20 protein-coding genes are annotated in these 24,503 nt (G+C 69.6%); 11 read left to right on the forward strand and 9 right to left on the reverse strand.

The window, feature by feature from the left end; all coding sequences use genetic code 11:
* Both Taqua_RS00815 and soxB read left to right on the forward strand, forming a co-directional pair.
* Positions 1–175 (forward strand): thiosulfate oxidation carrier complex protein SoxZ (locus Taqua_RS00815; RefSeq protein ID WP_185969525.1); only part of this gene is annotated, 175 nt, incomplete at its 5' end.
* Positions 176–349: 174 nt separating this feature from the next.
* Positions 350–2,080, forward strand: coding sequence for a thiosulfohydrolase SoxB (soxB, locus tag Taqua_RS00820; RefSeq protein WP_144324161.1), 1,731 nt, complete (start codon positions 350–352; stop codon positions 2,078–2,080).
* Between the two features lie 79 nt (positions 2,081–2,159).
* On the opposite strand, the gene Taqua_RS00825 is transcribed toward soxB, so the two are convergent.
* The 3 genes from Taqua_RS00825 to Taqua_RS00835 form a co-directional block, all read right to left on the reverse strand.
* Complete coding sequence (locus tag Taqua_RS00825) at positions 2,160–3,314, reverse strand: alpha-hydroxy acid oxidase (RefSeq protein WP_144324162.1); 1,155 nt, start codon at positions 3,312–3,314, stop codon at positions 2,160–2,162.
* Between the two features lie 133 nt (positions 3,315–3,447).
* Positions 3,448–3,948 carry a hemerythrin domain-containing protein gene (locus Taqua_RS00830; RefSeq protein WP_144324163.1) on the reverse strand — a complete coding sequence of 167 codons (501 nt, stop codon included), beginning with the start codon at positions 3,946–3,948 and terminating at the stop codon, positions 3,448–3,450.
* A gap of 85 nt (positions 3,949–4,033) precedes the next feature.
* Complete coding sequence (locus Taqua_RS00835) at positions 4,034–7,108, reverse strand: Rne/Rng family ribonuclease (RefSeq protein ID WP_144324164.1); 3,075 nt, start codon at positions 7,106–7,108, stop codon at positions 4,034–4,036.
* Positions 7,109–7,701: 593 nt separating this feature from the next.
* Between Taqua_RS00835 and Taqua_RS00840 the strand changes: the two genes are divergently transcribed.
* The 5 genes from Taqua_RS00840 (at position 7,702) to lexA (ending at position 11,467) form a co-directional block, all read left to right on the forward strand.
* Entirely contained in the window at positions 7,702–8,673 is a 972-nt protein-coding gene (locus tag Taqua_RS00840; RefSeq protein WP_144324165.1) for an RluA family pseudouridine synthase, read from the forward strand.
* Between the two features lie 71 nt (positions 8,674–8,744).
* Positions 8,745–9,053: an H-NS histone family protein gene (locus Taqua_RS00845; RefSeq protein ID WP_144324166.1), complete on the forward strand. Its 309-nt coding sequence runs from the start codon at positions 8,745–8,747 to the stop codon at positions 9,051–9,053.
* A gap of 88 nt (positions 9,054–9,141) precedes the next feature.
* Complete coding sequence (locus Taqua_RS00850; RefSeq protein ID WP_144324167.1) at positions 9,142–9,822, forward strand: HAD family hydrolase; 681 nt, start codon at positions 9,142–9,144, stop codon at positions 9,820–9,822.
* A 15-nt stretch (positions 9,823–9,837) separates the two neighbouring features.
* Positions 9,838–10,782 carry a ribosome biogenesis GTPase YlqF gene (gene ylqF / locus Taqua_RS00855; protein ID WP_144324168.1) on the forward strand — a complete coding sequence of 315 codons (945 nt, stop codon included), beginning with the start codon at positions 9,838–9,840 and terminating at the stop codon, positions 10,780–10,782.
* Positions 10,783–10,801: 19 nt separating this feature from the next.
* Positions 10,802–11,467 (forward strand): transcriptional repressor LexA, encoded by a 666-nt coding sequence (gene lexA / locus Taqua_RS00860; protein WP_144324169.1) that lies wholly within the window; start codon positions 10,802–10,804, stop codon positions 11,465–11,467.
* A gap of 30 nt (positions 11,468–11,497) precedes the next feature.
* On the opposite strand, the gene Taqua_RS00865 is transcribed toward lexA, so the two are convergent.
* Genes Taqua_RS00865 through Taqua_RS00875 form a run of 3 tightly spaced genes read right to left on the reverse strand, consistent with a single transcriptional unit; the run spans position 11,498 to position 16,677 of the window.
* Positions 11,498–14,743: an error-prone DNA polymerase gene (locus tag Taqua_RS00865; RefSeq protein ID WP_144324170.1), complete on the reverse strand. Its 3,246-nt coding sequence runs from the start codon at positions 14,741–14,743 to the stop codon at positions 11,498–11,500.
* Entirely contained in the window at positions 14,736–16,004 is a 1,269-nt protein-coding gene (locus Taqua_RS00870; RefSeq protein ID WP_144324171.1) for a DNA polymerase Y subunit UmuC family protein, read from the reverse strand. The genes Taqua_RS00865 and Taqua_RS00870 overlap by 8 nt, the downstream gene beginning before the upstream one ends.
* Positions 15,943–16,677, reverse strand: a complete 735-nt coding sequence (locus tag Taqua_RS00875; protein WP_144324172.1) for a hypothetical protein — start codon at positions 16,675–16,677, stop codon at positions 15,943–15,945. The genes Taqua_RS00870 and Taqua_RS00875 overlap by 62 nt, the downstream gene beginning before the upstream one ends.
* Before the next feature lie 149 nt (positions 16,678–16,826).
* Between Taqua_RS00875 and Taqua_RS00880 the strand changes: the two genes are divergently transcribed.
* Positions 16,827–18,047, forward strand: a complete 1,221-nt coding sequence (locus Taqua_RS00880; protein WP_144324173.1) for a DesA family fatty acid desaturase — start codon at positions 16,827–16,829, stop codon at positions 18,045–18,047.
* Between the two features lie 93 nt (positions 18,048–18,140).
* Here the strand turns inward: Taqua_RS00880 and rpmG are convergent, their stop codons facing one another.
* The 3 genes from rpmG to trxB form a co-directional block, all read right to left on the reverse strand.
* Positions 18,141–18,311, reverse strand: a complete 171-nt coding sequence (rpmG, locus tag Taqua_RS00885) for a 50S ribosomal protein L33 (RefSeq protein WP_043698878.1) — start codon at positions 18,309–18,311, stop codon at positions 18,141–18,143.
* A gap of 25 nt (positions 18,312–18,336) precedes the next feature.
* Positions 18,337–18,570: a 50S ribosomal protein L28 gene (gene rpmB / locus Taqua_RS00890; RefSeq protein WP_132963501.1), complete on the reverse strand. Its 234-nt coding sequence runs from the start codon at positions 18,568–18,570 to the stop codon at positions 18,337–18,339.
* Between the two features lie 302 nt (positions 18,571–18,872).
* Positions 18,873–19,832: a thioredoxin-disulfide reductase gene (gene trxB, locus Taqua_RS00895; protein WP_144324174.1), complete on the reverse strand. Its 960-nt coding sequence runs from the start codon at positions 19,830–19,832 to the stop codon at positions 18,873–18,875.
* A 108-nt stretch (positions 19,833–19,940) separates the two neighbouring features.
* On the opposite strand from trxB, the gene Taqua_RS00900 reads away from it, so the two are divergent.
* The 3 genes from Taqua_RS00900 to Taqua_RS00910 are packed head-to-tail and all read left to right on the forward strand — an operon-like array spanning position 19,941 to position 24,451.
* A complete protein-coding gene (locus Taqua_RS00900) occupies positions 19,941–22,370 on the forward strand; it encodes a DNA translocase FtsK (protein WP_144324175.1) in 2,430 nt (809 codons plus the stop codon).
* A 54-nt stretch (positions 22,371–22,424) separates the two neighbouring features.
* Positions 22,425–23,075 (forward strand): outer membrane lipoprotein periplasmic chaperone LolA, encoded by a 651-nt coding sequence (gene lolA, locus Taqua_RS00905; protein ID WP_144324176.1) that lies wholly within the window; start codon positions 22,425–22,427, stop codon positions 23,073–23,075.
* Positions 23,076–23,119: 44 nt separating this feature from the next.
* Positions 23,120–24,451, forward strand: a complete 1,332-nt coding sequence (locus Taqua_RS00910; protein WP_144324177.1) for a replication-associated recombination protein A — start codon at positions 23,120–23,122, stop codon at positions 24,449–24,451.
* Positions 24,452–24,503 lie beyond the last annotated feature (52 nt).

The following is a 24,503-nucleotide window of genomic DNA, read 5'->3' on the forward strand; positions in this document are numbered from 1 at the left end:
CGTGGTGGCCACGCACAATGGCAAGGAAGTGCTCAAGGCGCAGTGGAGTGGGGCGGTGTCGCAAAACCCGTTTTTGAGCTTCAAGTTCAGGGGTGGGGCCAAGGGCGACAAGGTGGTGATCAAGTGGGCCGACAACAAGGGCGAGTCCCGCACCGACGAAGCCACCATCGCCTGACGGCGGCGCGGTGACACGTCAAGGGCTGCGCACCGTGCCCGCCCGCACCGCGGCGGCGCAGGCAGCCCTTCTTCAGGGGTCAGACAGCACCATCTCGAGGTGGCGCACTGGCCCCTTTGTGTTGAAGCGGCGCGGCCCACCGTGGGGCGCCGCACGATCCAGGAGTCGCAACCCATGAGTTTTAGCCGTCGAGAGTTTTTGCAGGTGCTGGCCGTGGCCAGCGCGTCGGGCATGGCCATCGCGTCGGAAGATGCGCTGGCGGCCAAACCCGGCGCGGGTGAGCGCCTGTACCACGTGCCCAAGTTCGGCAACGTGAGCTTTTTGCACTTCACCGACTGCCACGCGCAGCTGATGCCAATTTACTTCCGCGAACCCAACGTCAACATCGGCCTGGGTGATGCGTTTGGGCGCGCGCCCCACATCGTGGGTGAGCACCTGCTCAAGTATTTCAACATCAAGCCCGGCACCGCGGCGGCGCATGCGTTCACCTACCTGAACTTCGAGCGCGCCGCCAAGACCTACGGCAAAGTGGGCGGCTTTGCACACCTGCGCACGCTGGTCAAGATGCTCAAGGCCAGCCGGCCGCACGCGCTGCTGTGCGACGGCGGCGACACCTGGCAGGGCTCGGCCACGTCGCTGTGGACCAACGCGCAAGACATGGTGGATGCCTGCAAGCTCTTGGGCGTCAACATCATGACCCCGCACTGGGAGTTCACCTTCGGGGCTCAGCGCGTCAAGGAAATCGTCGAAAAGGACTTCAAAGGGCACATCGACTTCGTCGCCCACAACGTCAAGACGGCCGACTTCGAGGAGCTCGTCTTCGAGCCCTACGTCATCAAAGAACAAAACGGCGTGCCGGTGGCCGTCATCGGGCAGGCGTTCCCGTACACGCCGATCGCCAACCCGCGCTACATGGTGCCGGACTGGACCTTTGGCATCCGCGACGACCACATGCAGAAAATGGTCGACGAGGTCCGTGCCAAGGGGGCGCAAGTGGTCGTGGTGTTGTCGCACAACGGCATGGACGTCGACATCAAGATGGCCTCGCGTGTGCGCGGCATCGACGCCATCCTGGGCGGGCACACGCACGACGGCATGCCGGCGCCGGTCATCGTCAAGAACGGCGGCGGGCAAACCCTCGTGACCAACGCCGGCTCCAACGGCAAGTTTTTGGGCGTGCTGGACTTCGACGTGCGCGGCGGCAAGGTGCAGGGCTACCAATACCGCCTGCTGCCGGTGTTCGCCAACCTGCTGCCGGCCGACGCCGAAATGGCCGCCTACATCGACAAGGTGCGCGCGCCGTACAAGGCCAAGCTGGAAGAAAAGCTGGCCGTCACCGAAGGCGTGCTGTACCGTCGCGGCAACTTCAACGGTACCTGGGACCAGCTCATCTGCGAGGCGCTGATGGAGGTCAAGGGCGCCGACGCGGCGTTCTCGCCGGGGGTGCGCTGGGGCACCAGCCTGTTGCCGGGCGACGTCATCACCTACGAGCGCATGATGGACCAGATGGCCATCACCTACCCGACGACGACGCTCAACGAGTTCACCGGCGCGCAGATCAAGGAGATCATGGAAGATATCGCCGACAACCTGTTCAACCCCGACCCGTACTACCAGCAGGGCGGGGACATGGTGCGTGTCGGTGGCATCGAGTACACGATCGACCCGGCCGCGCCGATGGGCAAGCGCATCCAGAACCTGATGATCCGCGGCAAGCCGATGGACGCCGACAAAAAGTACAAGGTGGCCGGCTGGGCGTCGGTGCAAGAGGGGGTGCAGGGCACCGCCGAGCCGATTTGGGACGTGGTGGGCAAATACCTGCGCGACAAGAAGGTCATTGGGCGCATGAAGCTCAACCAGCCCAAGCTGATTGGCATGGAGAACAACCCCGGCGTCGCACTGTGACCGCCGGTGCGCCACGGCCCGCGCCGTGGCGTCTTCGCCACCGTGCCATAAGGCGCCCCAGAGCGGGTGCCTTCGTCGTTCAGGCGGTGGGGTAGGTACCTTCGACCAGCACCGAGCGGTCCACCGTTTCGATGTCGGTGTGGCCGGTGAAGGCCATCGTCAGCTCGAGCTCGCGGTGAATGATCTGCAGCGCCTTGGTCACGCCGGCCTCGCCCAGCGCGCCCAGCCCATACAGGAACGCGCGCCCGATGTAGGTGCCGCGCGCGCCCAGCGCGCGTGCCTTCAGCACGTCCTGGCCGCTGCGGATGCCGCTGTCCATGTGGATTTCGATCTGGCCGCCCACCGCGTCGACGATGCGCGGCAGCGCGCGGATGGCCGACTCCGCGCCGTCCAACTGGCGGCCGCCGTGGTTGCTGACGACAATGGCGTCGGCCCCGCTTTGCACCGCCAGGCGGGCGTCGATCGGGTCCATGATACCTTTGAGGATCAGCTTGCCACCCCAGCGGTTTTTGATCCATTCGACATCGCGCCAGTTGAGCGTCGGGTCGAACTGCTGCTGCGTCCAGGCCGAAAGGCTGCTCATGTCGTCGACGCCTTTGACGTGACCGACGATGTTGCCGAACTGGCGCCGCGGCGTGCGCAGCATGTTCCAGCACCAGCGCGGCTTGGTGGCCAGGTTGATCAGGTTGGCCAGCGTCGGCTTGGGTGGCGCGGACAGGCCGTTTTTCAGGTCCTTGTGGCGCTGCCCGAGGATTTGCAGGTCCAGCGTCAGCACCAGCGCGCCGCAGCCGGCGGCTTTGGCACGGTCGATCAGCCGCGCCACGAAGTCGCGGTCGCGCATCACGTACAGCTGGAACCAAAAGCCCCGCCCGGCGTGTTCGGCCACGTCCTCGATCGAGCAAATGCTCATCGTCGACAGCGTGAACGGCACCCCAAAGGCGCGCGCCGCGCGCGCGGCCAGAATCTCGCCGTCGGCATGCTGCATGCCGGTCAGGCCCGTGGGGGCCAGCGCCACCGGCATCGCCATCGGCTGGCCGACCATCGTCGTTCGGGTGCTGCGCGGCTCCATCGGCACGGCCACGCGCTGGCGCAGCCGGATCGGCTGAAAGTCCTGTTCGTTGGCGCGGTAGGTGCTCTCAGTCCAGGCGCCGCTGTCGGCGTAGTCGTAAAACATGCGCGGCACACGCCGCTGCGCCAGCCGGCGCAGGTCTTCGATGCAGGTGATGACGGTCATGACGCAGGTGGCCTCCTCATGCGTTGGGGCGCTCATCGTAGCGCCGCGCGGCGCGGTGCGCTGTTGAAAACGTGACCGGCGGTTGTGAAAAAGCGCCGCGGCTGCCGCAGCGCGGGCCGGGCAGCTGCCGGGCTCAGCTGCAGTGCACGCTGCCGCAGCCGCTCATCGTGGCCGGCCGCACACGGCTGGGGTCGGCCAGTGTTTCGGTGTTGGAATCGAACCCCACCTGCCGCATATGCAGCGCCAGCCCGGCGTCCATCGTTTGGGCGTGTATCGGAAACCACTCGGCCAGCGCAGCGGCCATGCGGCCGATGATGTCGGTGTCACCCTGCAGGTGGTGCTGCTCGACCTTGCGCATCATGTCCAGGATTTCGGCGTGGTGGCGCGCATGGCAGTTGTCGGCGGCAAAGCCCACCGCGACCATCCAGCGCTCTTCGCGCGCAAAGTGCTCTTCGGTGTGGGCGATCAGCGCACGGTACGGCTCGAGTTGCGCTTCGGGCGGCAGGGCGCGCAACGCGGCCAGCAGCTGCACAAATTCCTCGTGCGTGGCGTCCATGCGGGCGTCGCCGGTGGCCAGCTGCGCGCTCCACTCAAGCGGCGGCACGTCGGGAAAGGTGTTGTCGGTGGTGCTCATGGTTCGCGTAGCTTAGGCCGGACGGTGCCGGCGCGGTGTTGACGTGCATCAACAACAAACACCGCGCGCGGGCGCGGCGGGACGCTCAGGCCTGGGTGTCGAATGGGAAGCGCATCGTGCGCAAGTCACGTTGGGTTTCCACCAGCACCAGCGGGCCTTCGTCCAGCGCGGGCGCCGGTGGACGTTCGCGCGGCACGCGCACCGGCGGCGGCTCAGCCGCGATCGCAGCCTGCGCCGCGGCTACCCGCTCGGGGTCGGATTGCACCCACTGCAGGCCGGCTTCGGCGGCCAAGCGCGCCAGCTCGTCCAGCGGCAGCGTGTAGCGGCTGGCCGGTGCGGCCGAGCCCGGCTCGGTCGGCGCCACAGCGGGCGGCTGTGCCGCGGCTTGCGGGACGGGCGTAGTTTCAGGCACCGGTGCCGCACCACCTGCGGTGGTGTCAGCCGCAGCCTCGATGGCCACCGCCGTGGACGCGGAGGGCGGGGCCTCCTCGGCCTCGGCCGACGGGCTGGCCTCGGCAGGCGCAGCCACCGGCTGCGCTTGCGCGGGTGCCGTGGGTTCGGTCGCCTGCGCCGCCGGGGCGAAGTACGACCGCCGCGGCACGGGGTTGGCCAGCGGCTCGCTGCCACCTTCGTGCTGGTCCTCGCTGCCAGGCGCCGCGGTGGCCTGGGTAGCCTCGGCGCCTGTGGTGTCGCGGCGCTCGCGCTGGCGGCCGTAGCGTTCCCGGCTGCGGCGTTGGCGCGGTGCGTCTTCGCCGCCCGCGGCCGAGGTCTCAGGGGTAGGCGCCGCCTCGGTCGCAGGCGTGCTGGATGCCTCGGACGGTGCGGCGTCCTCCGGCGGGGGGCTTTGCCCCACCGAGGTGGCAACGTCGTCAGCCGCCGCCTGGCCGTCCACCCCCCGACCGCGACGCCCGCGCCGACGGTGTTCGCGGCTGCGTGTGGTTTGCGCCGCGTCGGCGGAAGGCGTGCCGTCACCGCTGGGGGAGGCCACCGAGCCGTCGCTTTCGCCGGCGGTGACCGGGCTGGCAGCGGCAGGGGGTGTGGGCGCTGCGCGCTCAGATCGGCTGGGGCGCGCTGGGCGCTCGCGCCGGGCCGCGGCATCACCGCTGGCTTCGGCAGGGGCCGACGGTGGCGTCGTGCGCCCAGTGTCCGCTGCTTCGGTGGACGCAGCTTGCGCGCGCGGCGCGCGTTCGGGCCGTGCGCCCGCCCCGTCACGCCCGGGGCCCGAGGTCGCGCTGCGTTCAGCTTCCGGGCGCGGCGGTCGGTCGCCGTTGCGCCCACCACGGCGGTTGCGGCCACGGCGCTCGTCCGCACCTGCGGCTGTGGCGCTGGTGGCCGCAGCGCCCGCGGCGGCGTTGGGCGTGGTCGGGGTGGCGGTCGGCGTCGGCTGGGCGGTCGCCGGCGGCAGTTGCAGGCCGAACAGGCGGCGCAACCAGGCAAAAAAGCCCTTGTCGGTCTGGGCCGCGGCGGCGATTGGGGTCGGCGCGGCCACCGTGACCGGGGCGGGGGCCACGGGCGCCGTGGGCGCTGGCTGCGGCTTCGGCGTGGCCACTGGGGCCGGCGTGTCGGGCAGCACGCCCTTGATGATCGGCTCTTGGCGGTTGGTGCGCTCCTGGCTGCGGCGCGTCACCAGCGCCACGTCCTCGACGATGTCGACCAGCTTGTAGCTGGCGTCCAGGTTGTCCAGCCGCGGGTCGTCGTGCTTGAGCCGCTCGAGTTTGTAGTTGGGCGTCTCCAGCGACTTGTTGGGCACCAGCAGCACGCTGATGCGTTGCTTGAGCTCGATTTTGGTGATTTCGACCCGCTTTTCGTTGAGCAGGAAGCTGGCCACGTCCACCGGCACCTGCACCAGCACCGCGGCGGTGTTGTCCTTGAGCGATTCTTCCTGAATGACGCGCAGGATTTGCAGTGCCGAGGATTCGGTGTCGCGGATGTGGCCCGAACCGCCGCAGCGCGGGCACGGAATCGAGGCGCCCTCGGACAGCGTCGGGCGCAGGCGTTGGCGGCTCATCTCCAACAGGCCGAACTTGCTGATCGGGGCGAACTGCACGCGCGCGCGATCCTGCTTGAGCGCTTCGCGCAGGCGGTTTTCGACTTCACGACGGTTTTTGCTGTCTTCCATGTCGATGAAGTCGATGACGATCAGGCCCCCCAGGTCGCGCAGGCGGGCCTGACGCGCCACTTCGTCGGCCGCCTCCAGGTTGGTGCGCAGCGCGGTCTCCTCGATGTCGCCGCCCTTGATCGCGCGCGCCGAGTTGACGTCGATGGCCACCAGCGCCTCGGTTTGGTCGATGACGATGGCCCCGCCCGACGGCAGCGTCACCGTACGGCTGTAGGCGGTCTCGATCTGGTGCTCGATTTGGAAGCGCGAAAACAGCGGCGCGTTGTCACGGTAGCGCTTGACGCGGTTGACGTACTCGGGCATCACGTGCGACATGAAGCCGCGCGCCTGCTCGTAAATGTCGTCGGTGTCGATGAGGATTTCGCCGATGTCGCTGTTGAAATAGTCGCGGATCGCGCGGATGACCAGCGTCGATTCCTGGTAGATCAGCTCCGGCTTGGACAGCGCCTTGGCCGCGCCCTCGATGGCGTTCCAGAGCTTGAGCAGGTAATTGAGGTCCCACTGCAGCTCGGCGGCCTCGCGCCCAATGCCCGCGGTGCGCGCGATGATGCTCATGCCACTGGGGTATTCGAGTTTGTCCAGCGTGGCCTTGAGTTCGGCGCGGTCTTCGCCTTCGATGCGGCGGCTGACCCCTCCGCCGCGCGGGTTGTTGGGCATCAACACCACGTAGCGCCCCGCCAGGCTGATGAAGGTGGTCAGCGCCGCGCCTTTGTTGCCGCGCTCTTCCTTTTCCACCTGCACCAGCAGTTCCTGGCCTTCCTTGATGACGTCCTGGATGCGTGCCTGCGACGGCGGCACGTTGCCCTGGAAATACTGCTTGGAGATTTCCTTGAACGGCAAAAAGCCGTGGCGGTCTTCGCCGTAGTCGACGAAACACGCTTCCAGCGACGGCTCGACGCGCGTCACCACCGCTTTGTAGATGTTGCCTTTGCGCTGCTCGCGGCCTTCGATTTCGACCTCGTAGTCCAGCAGCTTTTGGCCGTCCACGATCGCCAGGCGGCGCTCTTCGGCCTGCGTGGCGTTGATCAACATGCGTTTCATGGTGTCGTCCGTTTCTCGATCACGATGACAAACGCGCCCTGCATCAGGGCGCCGGGTCAGCCGCGAACCGGGGGCCGATCGAGCGAACGACTGGGAATTGCCGGAGAGCCGTTGGGCGCAGCGTCAGGCGATGCCCCGCCGACGGCGGGGCAGGGCGCAGCAGACGTGCCACGGCGTGGGCGCGTGGAGCACGGTGAGCGTTGGGGACGGGCCGTAGTCGATCACGGGGCACTCGTCACGTGGGTCACTGGTGTCCGCGTGCAGCCTGGTGGACCGCAGGCTGCACGTTGGGGGTATTCCGTACGGGTTCGCTGCAAAAGGCATCGGTTCATTCGCCGCCGCACAAGCCCCACGCAGCGCGGTACAACGGGCCAGCGCTACCCTGTGGGCTCTTGCGCGCGGGCGAACATTCGGCGCGCTTTGCCTGGGTCGGGCTCGATGAGGGCGGCAGCGTGGCTTACACTCGCAGCCCCAACGCTGTAGGCGCGCCCAAGGGCGCCCGATCAGGCCATCACATTATACGGGGCAAGTGGGTGGGCGGCGAAGCCAGGCCGCGCGTGCCCCCTTGCCCCTGCCGACCCGAGCCGCCACGCATGAACCAAGCCGCCACCGTGCGCCACTGGACGGTCGACGCCGAGTCGGCCGGCCAGCGCCTGGACAACTATTTGTTGCGCGAACTCAAAGGAGCGCCCAAGTCCCTGATCTACCGCATCATCCGCAGCGGCGAGGTGCGGGTCAACAAAGCCCGTGCGCACGCCGACACGCGCCTGAGCGCCGGTGACGTGGTTCGGGTGCCGCCGTTGCGCCTGCCGCAGCAGCCGCCCGCCCCGACCGCGCCGCCGCGCGAATTTGCCGTGCTGTACGAAGACGCGTGGCTGCTGGCCATTGACAAGCCGGCCGGCGTGGCGGTGCATGGCGGCAGCGGGGTGTCGTTTGGGGTGATCGAGCAGTTGCGGCGTGCGCGGCCTCAGGCGCCGTTGCTGGAGCTGGTGCACCGGCTCGACCGCGAAACCAGCGGCGTGCTGCTGGTGGCCAAAAAGCGCAGCGCCCTCAAGGCGTTGCAGGACCAGTTCCGGGCCCGCAGCACGGGCAAAACCTACCTCGCGCTGGTGCGCGGCGTGTGGCCGGCGGTGCGCAAGGTGATCGATGCGCCGCTGCACAAATACCTGCTGCCGGACGGCGAGCGCCGGGTGCGGGTGACGACGGCCGACGACCCGCAGGCGCAGCCTGCGCTGTCGTTGGTGCGGGTGTTCGGGCCGGTGCAGCCGCCGGCGGATGGCGCCTCGATCGGACCGATGACGCTGCTGGCCGTCACGATCAAAACCGGGCGCACGCACCAGATACGCGTCCATCTGGCGCACGCCGGCCACCCGATCGCAGGCGATGACAAATACGGCGATTTTGCCTGGAACCGGTCGCTGGCGCGCTGTGGTTTGCAGCGCATGTTTTTGCATGCGTGGCAGTTGCAGATTCGCCATCCGGTCGAAGATCGGTTATTGCCGTTGACGGCGCCGCTGCCGCCGGAATTGCTGCGTTGGGGTGACGTGGCGCGGTTTTTTGTTTAGAATACGCGCGCCACGCATGTCAAGCATGGCAAAATCGATTTTTACAACATCAGCAAACAGGAACGTCGAATATGCCTACGTACGCCGAACTCAAAGCCCAAGCCGAAGCCCTGTTGCGTCAGGCCGAAGAGATGCGCCAGCAAGAGCGCGCTGGCGTGATCGCCGAGCTGCGCGCCAAAATGGCCGAATACGGCATCACAGCGGAAGAATTGGCCAGCGGTGCACGCGGCCGTCGTCGCGCCAGCCGCACCAAGGGCGAACCCAAATACCGCGGTCCCAACGGCGAAACCTGGTCGGGTGGCCCCGGTCGCAAGCCGGAATGGGTGCGCCAGATCCTGGCCGCCGGCGGCGATCTGGAACAATACCGCATCGCGCGCTGACGTACCGTCCGCTGTGCGTGCATGGCTGGCCCCCCGGGCCAGCCGCCTGAAGGCGCGCCATGCGCCTTTTTTGTCTTTGCCAACACCCATGGTCGATGTTGCACCCCTTTGTTCGGCGCGTCGTTTTGATCTGATCGTCTTCGACTGGGATGGTACGCTGTTCGATTCGACGGCGCTGATCGTGCAGTGCATCCAGGCCGCGGTGCGTGACGTGGGTGGACGTGAGCCGCCGCGCGAGCGCGCGGCGTGGGTGATCGGCATGGGGCTGCAGCAGGCGTTGGCGCACGCCGCCCCCGACGTGCCACCGCAGCGCCACGCCGAGCTGGTGCGGCGCTACCAGTACCATTGGTTTGCACGCCAGCACGAGGTCACGCTGTTCGACGGTGTGCTGCCGCTGCTGCACGCCTTGCGCGCGCGCGGGCACCGCTTGGGTGTGGCCACCGGCAAAAGCCGCCGCGGGTTGGATGCGGCGCTGCAGTCGGTGGCGCTGCATGGGCTGTTCGACGCCACCCGCACCGCCGACGAAACCGCCAGCAAGCCCCACCCGCAAATGCTGCTGGAACTGATGGATGCGTTGGACACACCACCCGAGCGCACGTTGATGATTGGCGACACCACGCACGACCTGCTGCTGGCGCGCAACGCGGGGTGCGCCGCGTTGGCCGTCAATTACGGGGCGCACGCCCACGACGAGCTGGCCGCGCACGCGCCGCTGGCGGTGGTCCATTCGGTGGCCGAGCTGCAGCACTGGCTGCAGACGCACGCTTGAGCCTGGGGCACGGCGATGGCGGTTCAATGGTTTCCCGGGCACATGCACGCCACGCGCAAGGCGCTGGCCGAGCGGCTCTCCACCACCGACGTGGTGATCGAGCTGCTCGATGCACGCTTGCCCGGCTCCAGCGCCAACCCACTGTTGGCGCAGATCATCGGCGCCAAACCGACGCTCAAGGTGCTCAACAAAGAGGATTTGGCCGACCCGGCGCGCACCGCCGAGTGGTTGGCGCACTACGGCGCGCAGCCCGGCACGCGCGCGCTGGCGCTGCAGGCGCAGCAGCCGGGGCTGGCGCGCTTGCTGGTGGCCGAATGCCGCCGTTTGGCGCCGCAGCGGGGCGGCATGGCCAAGCCATTGCGGGTGCTGATCGCAGGCATACCCAACGTCGGCAAGTCCACGCTGCTCAACACGCTGCTGGGGCGCCGCGTGGCGCGCGCCGCCGACGAGCCAGGGGTGACCCGCCACGAGCAACGCGTGACGCTGGCCGATGATGTCTACCTGTACGACACCCCGGGTTTGCTGTGGCCCAAAATTGTGGCGCCGGAGTCGGGCTGGCGGCTGGCCGCCAGCGGCGCCATCGGGCGCAATGCCTACGATGAGGAGGCGGTGGCGCTGGAGCTGTTGCGCTACCTGCAACAGGCCTACCTGACCCAACTGGTGCAGCGCTACCGGCTCGGCACGAGCGAAGACGTGGTGGCGGCGCTGCCGGCGCACGAGCTGCTGGCCGCCATCGGGCGCAAGCGCGGCGCACTGCTGCCCGGCGGACGCATCGACGGCCACAAAGCCGGCGAGGCGGTGCTGGCCGACCTGCGCAGCGGGGCGCTGGGCCGCATCACGCTCGAGACGCCCCCGGCGTTCGAAGCCTGGATGGCCGCCGCGCGCGCGGCCGAGGCGCAGCGCCAAGCCCAGCGTCAGGCGCGTCGGCGCCGCCCACCGGGGGATGACCCACCGGGCTAAGGGCTGCTAAAGTGCCGCCATGGCAGCCGAACACCGCGCCCGCCACGGCGGGCACGCCTTGGATGGTCGCGCCGATGGCTTGACGGCGCGCCAGCGCGAGGTGTTGGACTTTATCGAGCGCTGTGTGCAGGCGCACGGCGCGCCGCCGACGCGCGCCGAAATCGCGCAGGCGTTTGGGTTTCGCTCGCCCAACGCGGCCCAAGCGCACTTGCGCGCGCTGCAACGCAAGGGCGTGCTGGCGTTGCGCGACGGCAGCGCGCGGGGCATCCAGTTGGCGCACGCCCCGGCGCAGGATGTGCTGCAACTGCCGCTGGTGGGGCGCGTGGCGGCGGGTTCGCCGATCTTGGCGCAGGAGCACGTCGAGGCGGTGTACCCGGCCGATGCGCGCTGGTTTGCCCGCCGGCCCGACTACCTGCTGCGCGTGCGCGGTTGGTCGATGCGCGACGCCGGTATCCACGATGGCGATCTGGTGGCGGTGCAGGCCACGCCGCAGGCGCGGCCGGGCCAGATCGTTGTGGCGCGCTTGGGCGACGACGTCACGGTCAAGCGGCTGCAGCGCCACGGGCAGGGTTGGCGGCTGCAGGCGGCCCACCCAGAGGTGGCCGACATCCTTGTCGAGCCGGGCGAGCCTTTGACCATCGAGGGCGTGGTGGTAGGGCTGGTGCGTCCGCACGGCTGGTCGTAGCCTGGCCCGTCGCGGCGTGCCCCGCGCCGTTCAGTGGAAATCGTGGCTGGCGCAGTGCAGGTGGCCCAGCAGGGCGCTGGCGTCCAGCAGCTCGTGCGCCAGCAAGTGGGTCACCGCGTGCGGGGGGCGGCCTTGGCGTTGCCAGCGTCCGCGCACCAGCAGCAAGCGCGCGTGGCGCCAGATGGCCTCGGTGCGCTCGGCCAGCGTGGCGCGCACGATGATCTGCACGCTGCCGCTGTCGTCTTCCAGCGTGATGAACAGGGTGCCGCGCGCGGTGGCGGGGCGCTGGCGTGCGGTGACCAACCCGGCCACGCGCAGCCACGCGCCGTGGGGGCGGCCGGCGGCGTCGGCGGCGCGCGTGTGCGCAGGCAGGTGGGGGCGCAGCAGCGCCATCGGGTGGGCGCGCAGGCTCAGGCCCAGCGCGTCGTAGTCGGCCCACACGTCCTCGGCCAACGTGGCTGCTGGCAGCGGCACCGCAGGCTCGGTGGCACCGGGTTGGGACGGCGCGTGCGCCGGCAGCGCCAACGGTGGCTGCCAGGCGCTGGCGTGCCACCACTGCTGGCGGCGTGGGCCAGCCAGGCTGGCCAAGGCGTCGGCCTGGGCCAGCGCCTGCAGTTGCGCACGGCTCAGGCGGGCGCGCTCGGCCAGGTCGTCGAGGCTGACCAAGGGGGCGTAGTTGCGCGCCGCGACGATGCGCGCCGCCGCCTGCGGCCCCAGCCCACGCACGAGCCGCAGCCCCAGCCGCACCGCGGGTTGAGGCCGCTGCGTTGCCAACGCCGCGGGGCTGGGCGTCGGGTCAGGCGGCTCCAGCGTGCAGTCCCACGCACTGTGCAGCACGTCCACCGGGCGCACCTGCACGCCGTGGCGGCGTGCGTCCTGCACCAGCTGCGCCGGGGCGTAAAAACCCATCGGTTGGGCGTTGAGCAGCGCGGCCAACCACGCGGCGGGTTCGTGGCATTTCAGCCACGCACTGGCGTAGGCCAGCAGCGCAAAGCTGGCGGCGTGGCTTTCCGGAAAGCCGTACTCGCCAAAGCCCTGGATTTGCTGCACGATGCGCTCGATGAAGTCGGCCGCGTAGCCGCGCGCGGCCATACCGTCGCGCAGCCGTTGCTGCAGTGGCTGCAGGTCGCCGCGGCGGCGCCACGCGCCCATCGCGCGGCGCAGCGCGTCGGCCTCTTCGGCGCTGAAGCCGGCGGCCAGCATGGCCAGCTGCATCACCTGTTCCTGAAAAATTGGCACGCCCAACGTGCGCTGCAGGGCCGGCGCCAGCTCGGGGTGCAGGTGCTGCACCGGCAGACCACGGCGCTGGCGCTCACGTGCGGCCAGGTAGGGGTGCACCATGCCACCCTGGATCGGGCCGGGGCGCACGATAGCCACTTGCACCACCAAATCGTAAAAGCATGCGGGCCGCAGCCGCGGCAGCATGCTCATCTGTGCGCGGCTCTCGATCTGGAACACCCCCACGGTGTCGGCGCGTTGGATCATCGCGTAGGTGGCAGGGTCTTGCGGCGGGATGTCGGCCAGCGTCAGCGGGCGCGCGCGCCACTGGCTGACCAGGCGCAACGCCCCGCTGAGGGCGCTGAGCATGCCCAGCGCCAGCACGTCCACCTTCAGCATGCCCAGCGCGTCCAGATCGTCCTTGTCCCACTCGACGAGGGTGCGGCCGTCCATGGCGGCGGGCACCACCGGCACGGTCAGGTCCAGCGACCGCCGCCCCAGCACGAAGCCACCCGGGTGCTGGCTGCGGTGGCGCGGCAGCGCCAACAGCTGCTGCGCCAGCGCCAGGGCCCGCTGCACCACAGGGTCGTCGGCGGCCAGCCCGGCGTCGGCCAGGTGCTCGGCGCTGAGCTGCGCAGGGGGGCGGCGCCGGCACCAACGCGCCAGCCGGTCGATCGACGACGGCGCCAGCCCCAGCGCCCGTCCGACGGCCCGCACGGCGCTGGCCGGCTGCCATGTGATGACGCTGGCGGCCAGGGCGGCGCGTTGGCGTCCATAACGCTGGTACAGGTACTGGATGACCTCCTCGCGGCGCTGGTGTTCGAAGTCGACGTCGATGTCGGGCGGCTCGGCGCGGGCGCGGCTGATGAAACGCTCGAACAGCGTGTAGCCGCGCGCCGGGTCCACTTCGGTGATGCCCAGGCAGTAGCACACCGCCGAATTGGCCGCCGAGCCGCGCCCTTGGCACAGGATGCCGCGTTGACGCGCAAACGCCACGATGTCGTGCACGGTGAGAAAGTAGTGCTCGTAGCGCAGCTCGGCGATCAGGTCCAGCTCGTGTTGCAGCAGCCGCTGCACCGGCGCCGGCACGCCGTTGGGGTAGCGTTGGGCGGCGCCGCGCTGCACGAGGCGGCGCAGGTGGCCGATCGGAGTGACGCCGGCAGGCACCAGCTCGGGTGGGTATTCGTAGCGCAGCTGGCCCAGCGAAAAGTGGCAGCGCGCGGCCAGCGCGTGCGCTTGCGCGCGCAGTGCCCAGGGGTAGTGTTGACGCCAGCGGGCACTGCTCCACAGGCGCGCCTGGGCGTTGGGTGGGCGTGCCAGCCCCAGTGCGTCCACGGGGGGGTGCAGCCGCACGGCGCTGAGCACCTCCAGCAGACCCTGTTCGTCGGCGCAGGCCATGCGCACGGTGGGGGCCGCGGCCACCGGCAGGCCGTGGCGGGCACCGCAGGTTTGCAGCAGCTCGATCCACGCACGGTCGTGCAGCCAGCCGTCGGCGCTGGCCCCGAGCCAGACGCGGTCGGCAAAGCGCTGGCGCAGCCGCGCCGCCCAGGCGTGCAGCGCTGCGGTCCACGCGCTGCGGCTGGCCAACGGCAGCGCCCAACTCCATGGCAGCGCCAGCAGCGCGCAGCCGGGCAGCGGTGGCACCTGGGGCCAGGTGGCGTGCAGCGGCAGGGCTTCGGGGTCGTGCGGGCTGGGGGGCAGCGGCGGGTGGTGGCGGCGCAAGTGGCTGATCCAGCGGCTGATGGCACCGTGGCCGGCACGGTTCATCGCCAGCGCCACCAGCGTAAAGCCGCCCCCGGGCAGGGCGGGGTCGGCCACGCGCCAATGCGCGCCCACCAGCAGCCGCAGCCCGTGGGCGCGCGCGGCCACGTGGGCCCGCACCACGCCGCCCAGCGTGCAGGCGTCGGCCAACCCCAGCGCGGTGTGGCCCAAGGCGTGGGCATGCTGCACCAGGGCTTCGGGGGTGGCGCTGGCCTGGGCAAAACTGTAGGCGCTTTGCACCCACAGCATCAGTGGCGTGGCCGCCGGTCGTGGGGGCTGGAGCACTGGTTCAGGCATAGACACCCCGCAGCCGCCAGCGCCGGGCGCCGTCGGCGTCGTCGCGGGTGATCCACAGCACGCGGCTGCACCCGTCGGTGGCGATGTAGCCGAGTTGCGTAGCCCCGCTGGGGGCACGCAGCCGCAGCGGCCCCAGCAGGCAGCGCAACGGCTGGCCGCGGTGCAGCGGACGGCCGCTGCCGTCGCAGGCCAGTGGCTGCGGTGCGGGCAACCACCAGGGCGGCAGCCACGCGCTGTCGGGGGGCAGCGGGGGCGTCGGCGCTGCGGAGGCGTCGGGCGCGCGGGGCTGCTGGCGGGCATGCGGCGTCCAGGTGGCGCGCAGCGCCAGGCCGTGCACGCGCGCGGGGCCCAGGCGCGCTTGCAGGCGCTCCAGCACCTCGTCCCAGCCCGCCGCGCCGGTGGTGGGCGCGCTGCGCAGCCAGTCGTCGTGGGGGGCGTGGTGGGTGGTCACCTGCAGCGTGCGCAAGCTGAGCTGCTGCACCGGCTGCGCCAGCGGCAGGCGCGCCAGCCGCTCGTGCAGCAGGCGTTGCAGCCGGACGATGTCTTGCACCGGGGTAGGGTGTTGCAGCACCAGCGCGTCGAGCGCGTGTGGCGGCCAGCCCAGTGCCCAGCGCAGCACGCCCAGCCGTTGCCGCTGCAGCCAGGCTTGCAGTTGGTGCAGCAAGCGCTGCGCGGCAAAGGTCAGCGCGGTGGCGTCGGCGGTGGGGGCAGGCAGCTCCAGCGTGGCTTCGAACACCGGGGGCGGCTGCCACAGCGGCAGCGCCGTGGGGGCCAGCGCGTAGCATTGGCGCAGCGCCTGCACCAAGTCGGGGCTGGTGCGCGCGGCCAGCGCCGCCGCTTCCTGCTGGCGCAAGGCGCCCAAAGTGCGCAGGCCCAACGCATGCAGCGTGGTCAGGTGTGGCTGCGCCGCGCCGAGCAGCGCCACCGGCAGCGTGTCCAGCTCGTCGGTCCAGGTGTGCGGCGCCAGCGCGCGCCAGCCCCCATCGGCGGGGGTGGTGCGTGCCACGGCCAGTGCCGCCAGCGCCGTCGGGGCGACGCCGACCCGGGCCCACCCGGCAGCCCGCAATGCCGGCCACAGACGCCGCAGCAGCGCGGCGCGGCCGCCCATCAGCCGCAGCGTCGTCGACACGTCGGCCACCCAAGCATCTTCCAGCGCCGCCACCGCCGGGGCGTGGGCGGCCAGCAGCGCGGCCGGTGGCTCAAGCCGGGCAGGCGCGGGCTGGCTGGGCAAGCAGGCGATCCACAGTGGGGGCGGGGGCATGATGGCGTCGGGCAGGGGGGATCCATTCGCACCAGGGCCAGGGTGCGTCGAGGTCGAGCGGGTGATGCAGCGGCGCGCCGCGGCGCTTGCGCACCCACAGCCGCAGTCCGTTGGGACCGCTAGGCTGTGCGTGCAGGCGCAGCACCGCGGCACTGTGGGGCGGGGCGTGCGCATCGGTTACGGTCAGCAGCACCAGCGGCGCTGGCCAGTCGCCCCCGCCATCGGTGTGGCAGCGGGCCTGCTGGGCCGCGTGCTGCAGCCGCTGGGTGGCCGCCCAGGTGGGCTGGCGCAGGTGCAGCCACAGCAACGCCACGGTGGGGCAGGCCAACAGCTGCTGGGCGCACCACAGGGTTTGAGCGTCGTCGTCGGTGCACACGCACCACAGGTGTGGCGTGTTGACACCATGGGCGGCCCAAGCGGCGGCGTTGGGGTGCAGCGGCAGGCCCAGCAACACCACCTGAGCGTGGGCGCTGGCGCTGCGCAGCGCCGGCAGCCACAGCCGCCACGCCAACGCGTCGGCAGGGTGGCTGCATTCGACCAGCGCCCCCAGCGGCCAGCCGCCACCGGGCAAGGCGGCGTCCAGTGCCGCCCAGCCGGTGGGGCGGGTAGGGTAGGGTGCGGGGGCGAGCTGGTGGGCGCGCCACACGTCGTTGCGCTGAAGCAGGGGCTGCATGTCCAATACTGTACAAAAAAACAGTATTCGGTGTCCAGCCATGCTGCGCTTGCACATGACGGCACGTTTGCGCCTACAATGGATCTCGTCGCAGTGGGCCTGTCAAGCCGACTGCGGCGTGTGTTGGTGTGTTTTTGCAAAGGTTTTGCATGTTGTTCTCGGAATCGGGCTGGAATGCCTTCATCGACTTTCTGGCCCAGGGGCTGACCGCAGCCTCGTGGTGGCAGATCGTTCTGTTCACCCTGGTGATGACCCACATCACCATCGTCAGCGTCACGCTGTACCTGCACCGCCACCAGGCGCACCGCGCCCTGGACCTGCACCCGGCGGTGGCGCACTTTTTCCGCTTCTGGCTGTGGCTGACCACCGGCATGGTCACCAAGGAGTGGGCGGCCATCCATCGCAAGCACCATGCCAAGTGCGAGCAAGACGGCGACCCCCACAGCCCCCAGGTGTTCGGCATCCGCAAGGTGTTGTGGGAAGGTGCCGAGCTGTACCGCGCCGAGGCCGCCAACGCCGACACCCTGCGCCGCTACGGGCATGGCACGCCCGACGACTGGATCGAGCGCAAGCTCTACACGCCCCACTCGCGCTTGGGGGTCAGCCTGATGCTGATCCTGGACGTGGCGCTGTTTGGTGTCGCGGGCTTGGCCGTGTGGGCGGTGCAAATGGCATGGATCCCCTTCTGGGCCGCCGGGGTCATCAACGGCATCGGGCACTACTGGGGCTACCGCAACTTCGAGTCGGCCGACGCCAGCACCAACGTCTTTCCGTGGGGCATCATCATCGGTGGCGAGGAGTTGCACAACAACCATCACACCTACCCGACGTCGGCCAAGTTTTCCGTCAAGCCGTACGAATTCGACCTGGGGTGGGTCTACATCAAGGCGCTGGCGGCGTTGCGGCTGGCGCGGCCGAAGAAGGTGCCGCCGAAGCTGGCTTTTGGCGACGCCAAGCCGGTGGCCGACGAGCAAACGCTGGAGGCCATCGTGGCCAACCGCTACGAGGTGATGGCCCGCTACGCGCGCGAAATGCGTGCCGCCATGCAGGCCGAATGGGCGGCGCTGCGTGCCCAGGTGGGTGACGAATCGCTGCTGAAGCTGGCACGGCGTTGGCTGCACCGGGATACCGACAAGGTGCCACCGCCGGTGCGTGAGCGGCTGCAAACGCTGCTGCAGGCGGCGCCGACGCTGGCCACGATGCACGCGATGCGCGAAGAGCTGCGTCGCCTGTGGTCGGACGCCGGTTTGTCGCGCGAGCAGATGGTGCGCGAGCTGCAGGCTTGGATCCAACGCGCCGAGCACAGCGGCGTGGAGGCGCTGCGCCAGTTTGCCCAGCGGCTGCGCGCGGCCCGTTTGGTCGGGGCCTGAAAAGGCCTGAACGTCAAAAACCGCCGCATCCTTGCACGGGATGCGGCGGTTGGTTTTTTGTGTTGGGCGGGGCGCCCTGGGCGCCCCTGCCGATCACTTCAGCTTGGTTTCTTTGTACTCGACGTGCTTGCGCGCCACCGGGTCGTACTTCATGAACGACAGCTTGTCCGGCGTCGTCTTTTTGTTCTTGGTGGTGGTGTAGAAGTGACCGGTACCTGCGGTCGATTCCAGCTTGATTTTTTCGCGTCCGCCTTTGGCAGCCATGATGGACTCCTTGGTTCCGTGCTGATTAGGCCTGGCCGCGGGCACGCAGGTCGGCCAGCACCGCTTCGATGCCCACTTTGTCGATCAAGCGCAGCGCCGCGCCCGAGACGCGCAGACGCACCCAGCGCTTTTCGCTCTCGATCCAGAAGCGGCGGGTTTGCAGGTTAGGCAGGAACCGACGCTTGGTCTTGTTGTTGGCGTGGGAAACGTTATGTCCCACCATGGGCTTTTTGCCCGTGACTTCGCACACGCGTGCCATGATGTTGGTCACTCCAATCGAAAATCCAGCAGCCTGCAGGCGTTCAGGCGCCTGTGGGCCGCACCTCGCCCGTGTCCTGTGCTGTGCCGCCTGCCACACGTGGAGTGCCAAATCATGCGATCGGGCAAACGCGGTTTCGATCGAAACACGGCGTGTGGACGGCTCCGGCTCACGGGCGGCCTTGTTTGCCGCCCAAGGCCGGCGCGGGCGCGGCTTAGGGCGGCAAACCTGCAATTATACAGGGTAGCCTACGTCGGCCGGACAGCCGACGGCACGGCGGGCGTGTGGTCTGCAGGCCAAGCTCACGTGGGTTGCTGCTCCAGGAAGCGCTGCGCGTCCAGCGCCGCCATGCAGCCGGTGCCCGCGCTGGTGATGGCCTGGCGGTAGACGTGGTCCTGCACATCACCCGCCGCAAAGACGCCGGGCACGCTGGTCATCGTGGCCATGCCATCGTGCCCGCCGCGGGTGAGGATGTAGCCGTCCTTCATGGCCAGCTGACCTTCGAAGATTTGGGTGTTGGGGCTGTGCCCAATGGCGATGAAGACGCCATGCAGCGCCAGCTGTTCGGTGGCGCCGGTTTGCACGTGCTTGATGCGCACGCCGGTCACGCCGCTGTCGTCGCCCAGCACCTCGTCCAGCACGTGCCACAGCTTGAGCTCGATGTTGCCATTGCGTACCTTGTCCATCAGTTTGTCGACCATGATGGCCTCGGCGCGGAAGGTGTCGCGGCGGTGGATCAGCGTGACCTTGCGCGCGATGTTGGACAGATACAGCGCCTCCTCGACAGCGGTGTTGCCGCCACCGACGACGCAGACATCTTGTCCGCGGTAGAAAAAGCCGTCGCAGGTGGCGCAGGCGCTCACGCCTTTGCCCATGAAGGCTTGCTCCGAGGGCAACCCCAGGTACTTGGCCGACGCCCCGGTGGCGATGATCAGCGCATCGCACGTGTAGGTGCCGCTGTCGCCCACCAGCGTGAAGGGGCGCTTGGAAAGATCCGCGCTGTGGATGTGATCGAAGACGATCCGGGTGTTGAAGCGCTCGGCATGCTGCTGAAAGCGCTGCATCAGCTCCGGTCCTTGCACGCCGTGCACGTCGGCGGGCCAGTTGTCTACCTCGGTGGTGGTCATCAGCTGGCCGCCCTGGGCCAGCCCGGTGATCAGCACAGGTTTGAGGTTGGCGCGGGCGGCGTAGATGGCGGCGGTGTAGCCGGCGGGGCCGGAGCCCAGAATCAGAACGCGGGCGTGCAAGGAGGTCGTGCTCATGGCTGGCATTGTACGGATCCGCGCGCGCCAGGGTGGCGCGTGGGGTCGCCGTGCCTGCTAAGCTAGCGGATGCCTGCTCCGAAGGCTGCAACGTTGTGTCACCCACGCATGAGCAAGTCCACCAATGTCTTCCACGCCGATCTGGCCGCCCCTCCGCTGCGCGGCTGGCGCCGTTTCGCCCACGAACTGGGACTTTTGGGTGGGGCGGCGCTGCTGGGGCTGGTGTTGCTGGCCTTGTTGAGCCACCACCCGGCTGACCCGGCCTGGACCACCTCGGGCACCGGGGTAGGCTACCGCAACTGGGCTGGTGGGCTGGGGGCATGGATCGCCGACTTGGGCTACGCCCTGTTCGGTGCCTCGGTGTGGTGGCTGGTGCTGGCCGGGCTGCGGGTGTGGCTGGCGGCGCTGGCGCGCTGGCTGCGCGGCGACGCCAAGGTGGACCCGGCCGGGCCGCAACCGGTGGCGGTGTGGCGGGCGGCGCTGCGCTGGGCGGCGCTGCTGGGTTTGGTGGCGGCCAGCGCGGTGCTGGAGTGGACACGGCTGTACCGCTGGGACGCGTGGCTGCCGGGTCACATCGCCGGCGGGGTGCTGGGGGCCTTGCTGGGGCCGCTGGCGCTGCGCTGGCTGGGGGATGTGGGCTCGGTGCTGGTGCCGTTGACGCTGGGAGCAGCCTGCGCTGCGGTGGCGCTGCGCTTTTCGTGGGCGGGGGTGACCGAGGTCATCGGTGCGTGGCTGGAGCGTGCCTGGATGCGCTGGCGCCAGCGCCGCGAAGCGAGCGAGGACGCCCGCATTGGTCAGCGCGCGGCGCGCGAGCGCAGCGGCGCGGTGGCGGCCCGGGCGTCGGCCCCGCGCGAGGAGCCTGGGCTGGAAGCGACCGTGCCGCCCCGCGCGAAGGCGGCCCTCGAGCCGGCCGAGGCCGTGGCCGACGCCACGCCCGTGGCCGCCCCTGCGGCAACGCCCCGGCTGCATATCGAAGCGGCGGCCACCGAAGTCGCCCCGAGCCCACGCGCGGTCAAGGAGCGCCAGCAGGCCCTGTTCGCCGATGGTGAATCGCCACTGCCGCGGCTGGATCTGCTGGACCCGGCGCCACGCCAGACCAGCACCGTGGCGCCAGAAACGCTGGAGATGACCAGCCGCCTGATCGAAAAAAAGCTGGCCGACTTTGGCGTCGAGGTGCAGGTGGTGGCCGCGCAGCCCGGCCCGGTCATCACACGCTACGAAATCGAGCCGGCCACCGGCGTCAAAGGCTCGCAGATCGTCAACCTGGCCAAGGACCTGGCGCGCTCGCTGTCGCTGGTGTCGATCCGCGTCATCGAAACCATCCCTGGCAAGAGCCTGATGGCGCTGGAGCTGCCCAACGCGCGGCGTCAAACCATCCACCTCAGCGAAATCCTCGGCTCGCAGGTCTACCACGAGGCCAAGAGCCTGCTGACGCTGGGGCTGGGCAAGGACATCGCCGGCCACCCGGTGGTGGCCGACCTGGCCAAGATGCCGCACTGCCTGGTGGCCGGCACCACCGGCTCGGGCAAGTCGGTCGGCATCAACGCGATGATCCTGAGCCTGCTGTACAAGGCCGAGCCGAAGGATGTGCGCCTGCTGCTGATCGACCCCAAGATGCTGGAGCTCAGCGTTTACGAGGGTATTCCGCACCTGATCGCGCCGGTGGTGACCGACATGAAGCAGGCCGCCAACGGCCTGAACTGGTGCGTGGCCGAAATGGAGCGCCGCTACCGCCTGATGAGCAAGCTGGGCGTGCGCAACCTGGCCGGCTACAACGCCAAGATCGACGACGCCAGCCAGCGCGGCGAAGCCATCCCCAACCCGTTCAGCCTGACGCCCGAGGCGCCGGAGCCGCTGCAGCGCCTGCCGTACATCGTCGTCGTCATCGATGAGCTGGCCGACCTGATGATGGTGGTGGGTAAAAAAATCGAGGAGCTGATCGCCCGCCTGGCGCAAAAAGCGCGCGCTGCCGGCATCCACCTGATCCTGGCCACCCAGCGCCCCAGTGTGGACGTCATCACCGGCTTGATCAAGGCCAACATCCCGACGCGCATCAGCTTCCAGGTCAGCAGCCGCATCGACAGCCGCACCATCCTGGACCAGATGGGGGCCGAAGCGCTGCTGGGCATGGGCGACATGCTGTACCTGCCGGCCGGGGTGGGGCTACCCACGAGGGTGCACGGGGCGTTCGTCAGCGACGACGAGGTGCACCGCGTGGTGGCCTTTCTCAAAGAGCGCTACGGCGAGCCGGACTACGTTGACGATGTGCTGGAGCCTGCAGTCGGCGAGGGCACCGGGCTGGACGGCGTCACCGACGGCGATGGCGGTGGCGGTGGCGAAAAGGATCCGCTGTACGACCAGGCGGTGGCCATCGTGTTGCAAGACCGCAAAGCCAGCATCAGCTACGTGCAGCGCAAGCTCAAAATCGGCTACAACCGTGCCGCGCGGCTGCTGGAGGACATGGAAAAAGCGGGGCTGGTGAGCGCGTTGACGGCCAGCGGCCAGCGCGACATCCTGGTGGCCGCCCGTCCCGAATGAGGCAGGCGCGCCGTTCACCGGGAACCGTCGCGCCGGTCTGAACCACCAATCATCATGCAACGCCGACACGTTTTGTGCGCCTTAGGGGGGATCCTCGGGGCCCATGCCTTCACCGGCGCCCAGGCCCAAGCCACGGGCCTGGCGCAGTTCGAAGCCTTCGTCGCCCACGTCCGGCAAGGGCAGGCGGCGTTCACGCAGACCGTCACCGCGCCGCCCCGGCAGGGTGAGCCGGCGCGCGTGCGCACGAGCCGCGGCGAGTTCAGCTTTTGGCGCCCAGACCGCTTTCGCCTGCACTACACCCAGCCGTTCGAGCAACTCATCGTGGCCGACGGCCAAACGCTGTGGCTGTGGGACCCCGACCTCAACCAGGTCAGCGCCCGCGCCCAAGCCCAAGCGCTGGCCAACACCCCGGCGGCGTTGCTGGCCAGCGCCGCTGACCTGCGCGCGGTGCGGCAGGTGTTCGACCTGCGCGAGGGCGAGCCGCGTGACGGTCTGGCCTGGGTGGAGGTCACGCCCAAAAGCCGCGAGGGGCAGATCCAGCGCATGGCCATCGGTTGGCGCGACGGGGTGCTGGCCGCGCTGGACGTGCTCGATGGCTTGGGCCAGCGCTCGGAGCTGCGCTTTGGCCCGTGGCGCACACAGGGGGTGACCGCGGCGGCGTTTCGTTTTCAGCCGCCGTCGGGGGCCGAGGTGTTGCGCCCGTGAGCGGGGTGGCGCCACCGCACACCCTGTTGCGTGACAATGGCGGCATGGCATCCACGTTACACGTTCCCCTGGCCGAACGGCTGCGGCCACGCTCGCTGGACGAGGTCATTGGGCAGACCCACCTGCTGGGGCCGGGGATGCCGCTGCGCCTGGCGTTTGAAAGTGGCCGGCCGCACAGCTGCATCCTGTGGGGGCCGCCGGGCGTGGGCAAGACGACCCTGGCGCGCCTGATGGCGCAGGCTTTCGACGCGCAGTTCATTGCCATCAGCGCGGTGCTGGGCGGCGTCAAAGAGATCCGCGACGCCGTGCAGCAGGCCGAAGCGGCGCGCAGCGGACTGCACCCCCAGCCGACCGTGGTGTTCGTCGACGAGGTGCACCGCTTCAACAAGGCGCAGCAAGACGCGTTTTTGCCGCACGTCGAAAGCGGGCTGTTCACCTTTGTCGGCGCCACCACCGAAAACCCCAGCTTCGAGGTCAACGCGGCGTTGCTGTCGCGCGCCACCGTGTACGTGCTGCAGCCGCTGACCGACGCTGACCTGCAGGCGCTGATCGACCGCGCGCTGGCCACCGGCGAGGTACCCGCGCTGGACGACGCGGCGCGCCAGCGGCTGGTGGCCTACGCCGACGGCGACGCGCGCCGATTGCTCAACACGCTGGAGACGGTGGCCATGGCGGCGCGTGCGCAGCGGCGCCATCAGGTGGATGAGGCTTGGCTACTGACCACACTGGGCGAGCGGCTGCGCCGCTACGACAAAGGCGGCGACCAGTTTTATGACACCATCAGCGCCTTACATAAAAGCGTGCGTGGCTCTGACCCCGACGCCGCGCTGTATTGGCTGGTGCGCATGCTCGACGGCGGCGCCGACCCGCGCTACGTGGCCCGGCGCCTCATCCGCATGGCCACCGAAGATATCGGCCTGGCCGACCCGCGCGCGCTGCGGCTGGCGCTGGACGCCGCCGAGGTGTACGAGCGCCTGGGCAGCCCCGAAGGCGAGCTGGCGCTGGCGCAGGCGGTGGTGTACCTGGCGGTGGTGCCCAAGAGCAACGCCGTGTACACCGCGTACAAGGCGGCGCGCACCTTGGTGGCGCGCGAAGGCACCCGGCCGGTGCCGTTGCACCTGCGCAATGCACCCACAGCGCTGATGAAAGCGCTGGACCACGGCCGTGGCTACCGCTACGCGCACGACGAGCCCGACGCCTTTGCCGCGGGCGAGCGCTACTTCCCCGATGGCATGGACGAGGTGCGCCTGTACGAGCCGGTGCCGCGCGGGCTGGAGCTGCGCATCGGCGAGCGTTTGGCCGAGTTGCGACGCCGCAACGCCGAGGTGCGTGCCGCGGCAGGACAACCCCGTCCCAACGATCATCAGGCGGGCTAATGCCAACACTGGCGCGTTGATGGCGGACCTGTCACCGACGGGGTACCCCCTG

The sequence above is a fragment of the Tepidimonas aquatica genome, from assembly GCF_007556585.1.
GTDB classification, from domain to species: Bacteria; Pseudomonadota; Gammaproteobacteria; order Burkholderiales; family Burkholderiaceae_C; genus Tepidimonas; species Tepidimonas aquatica.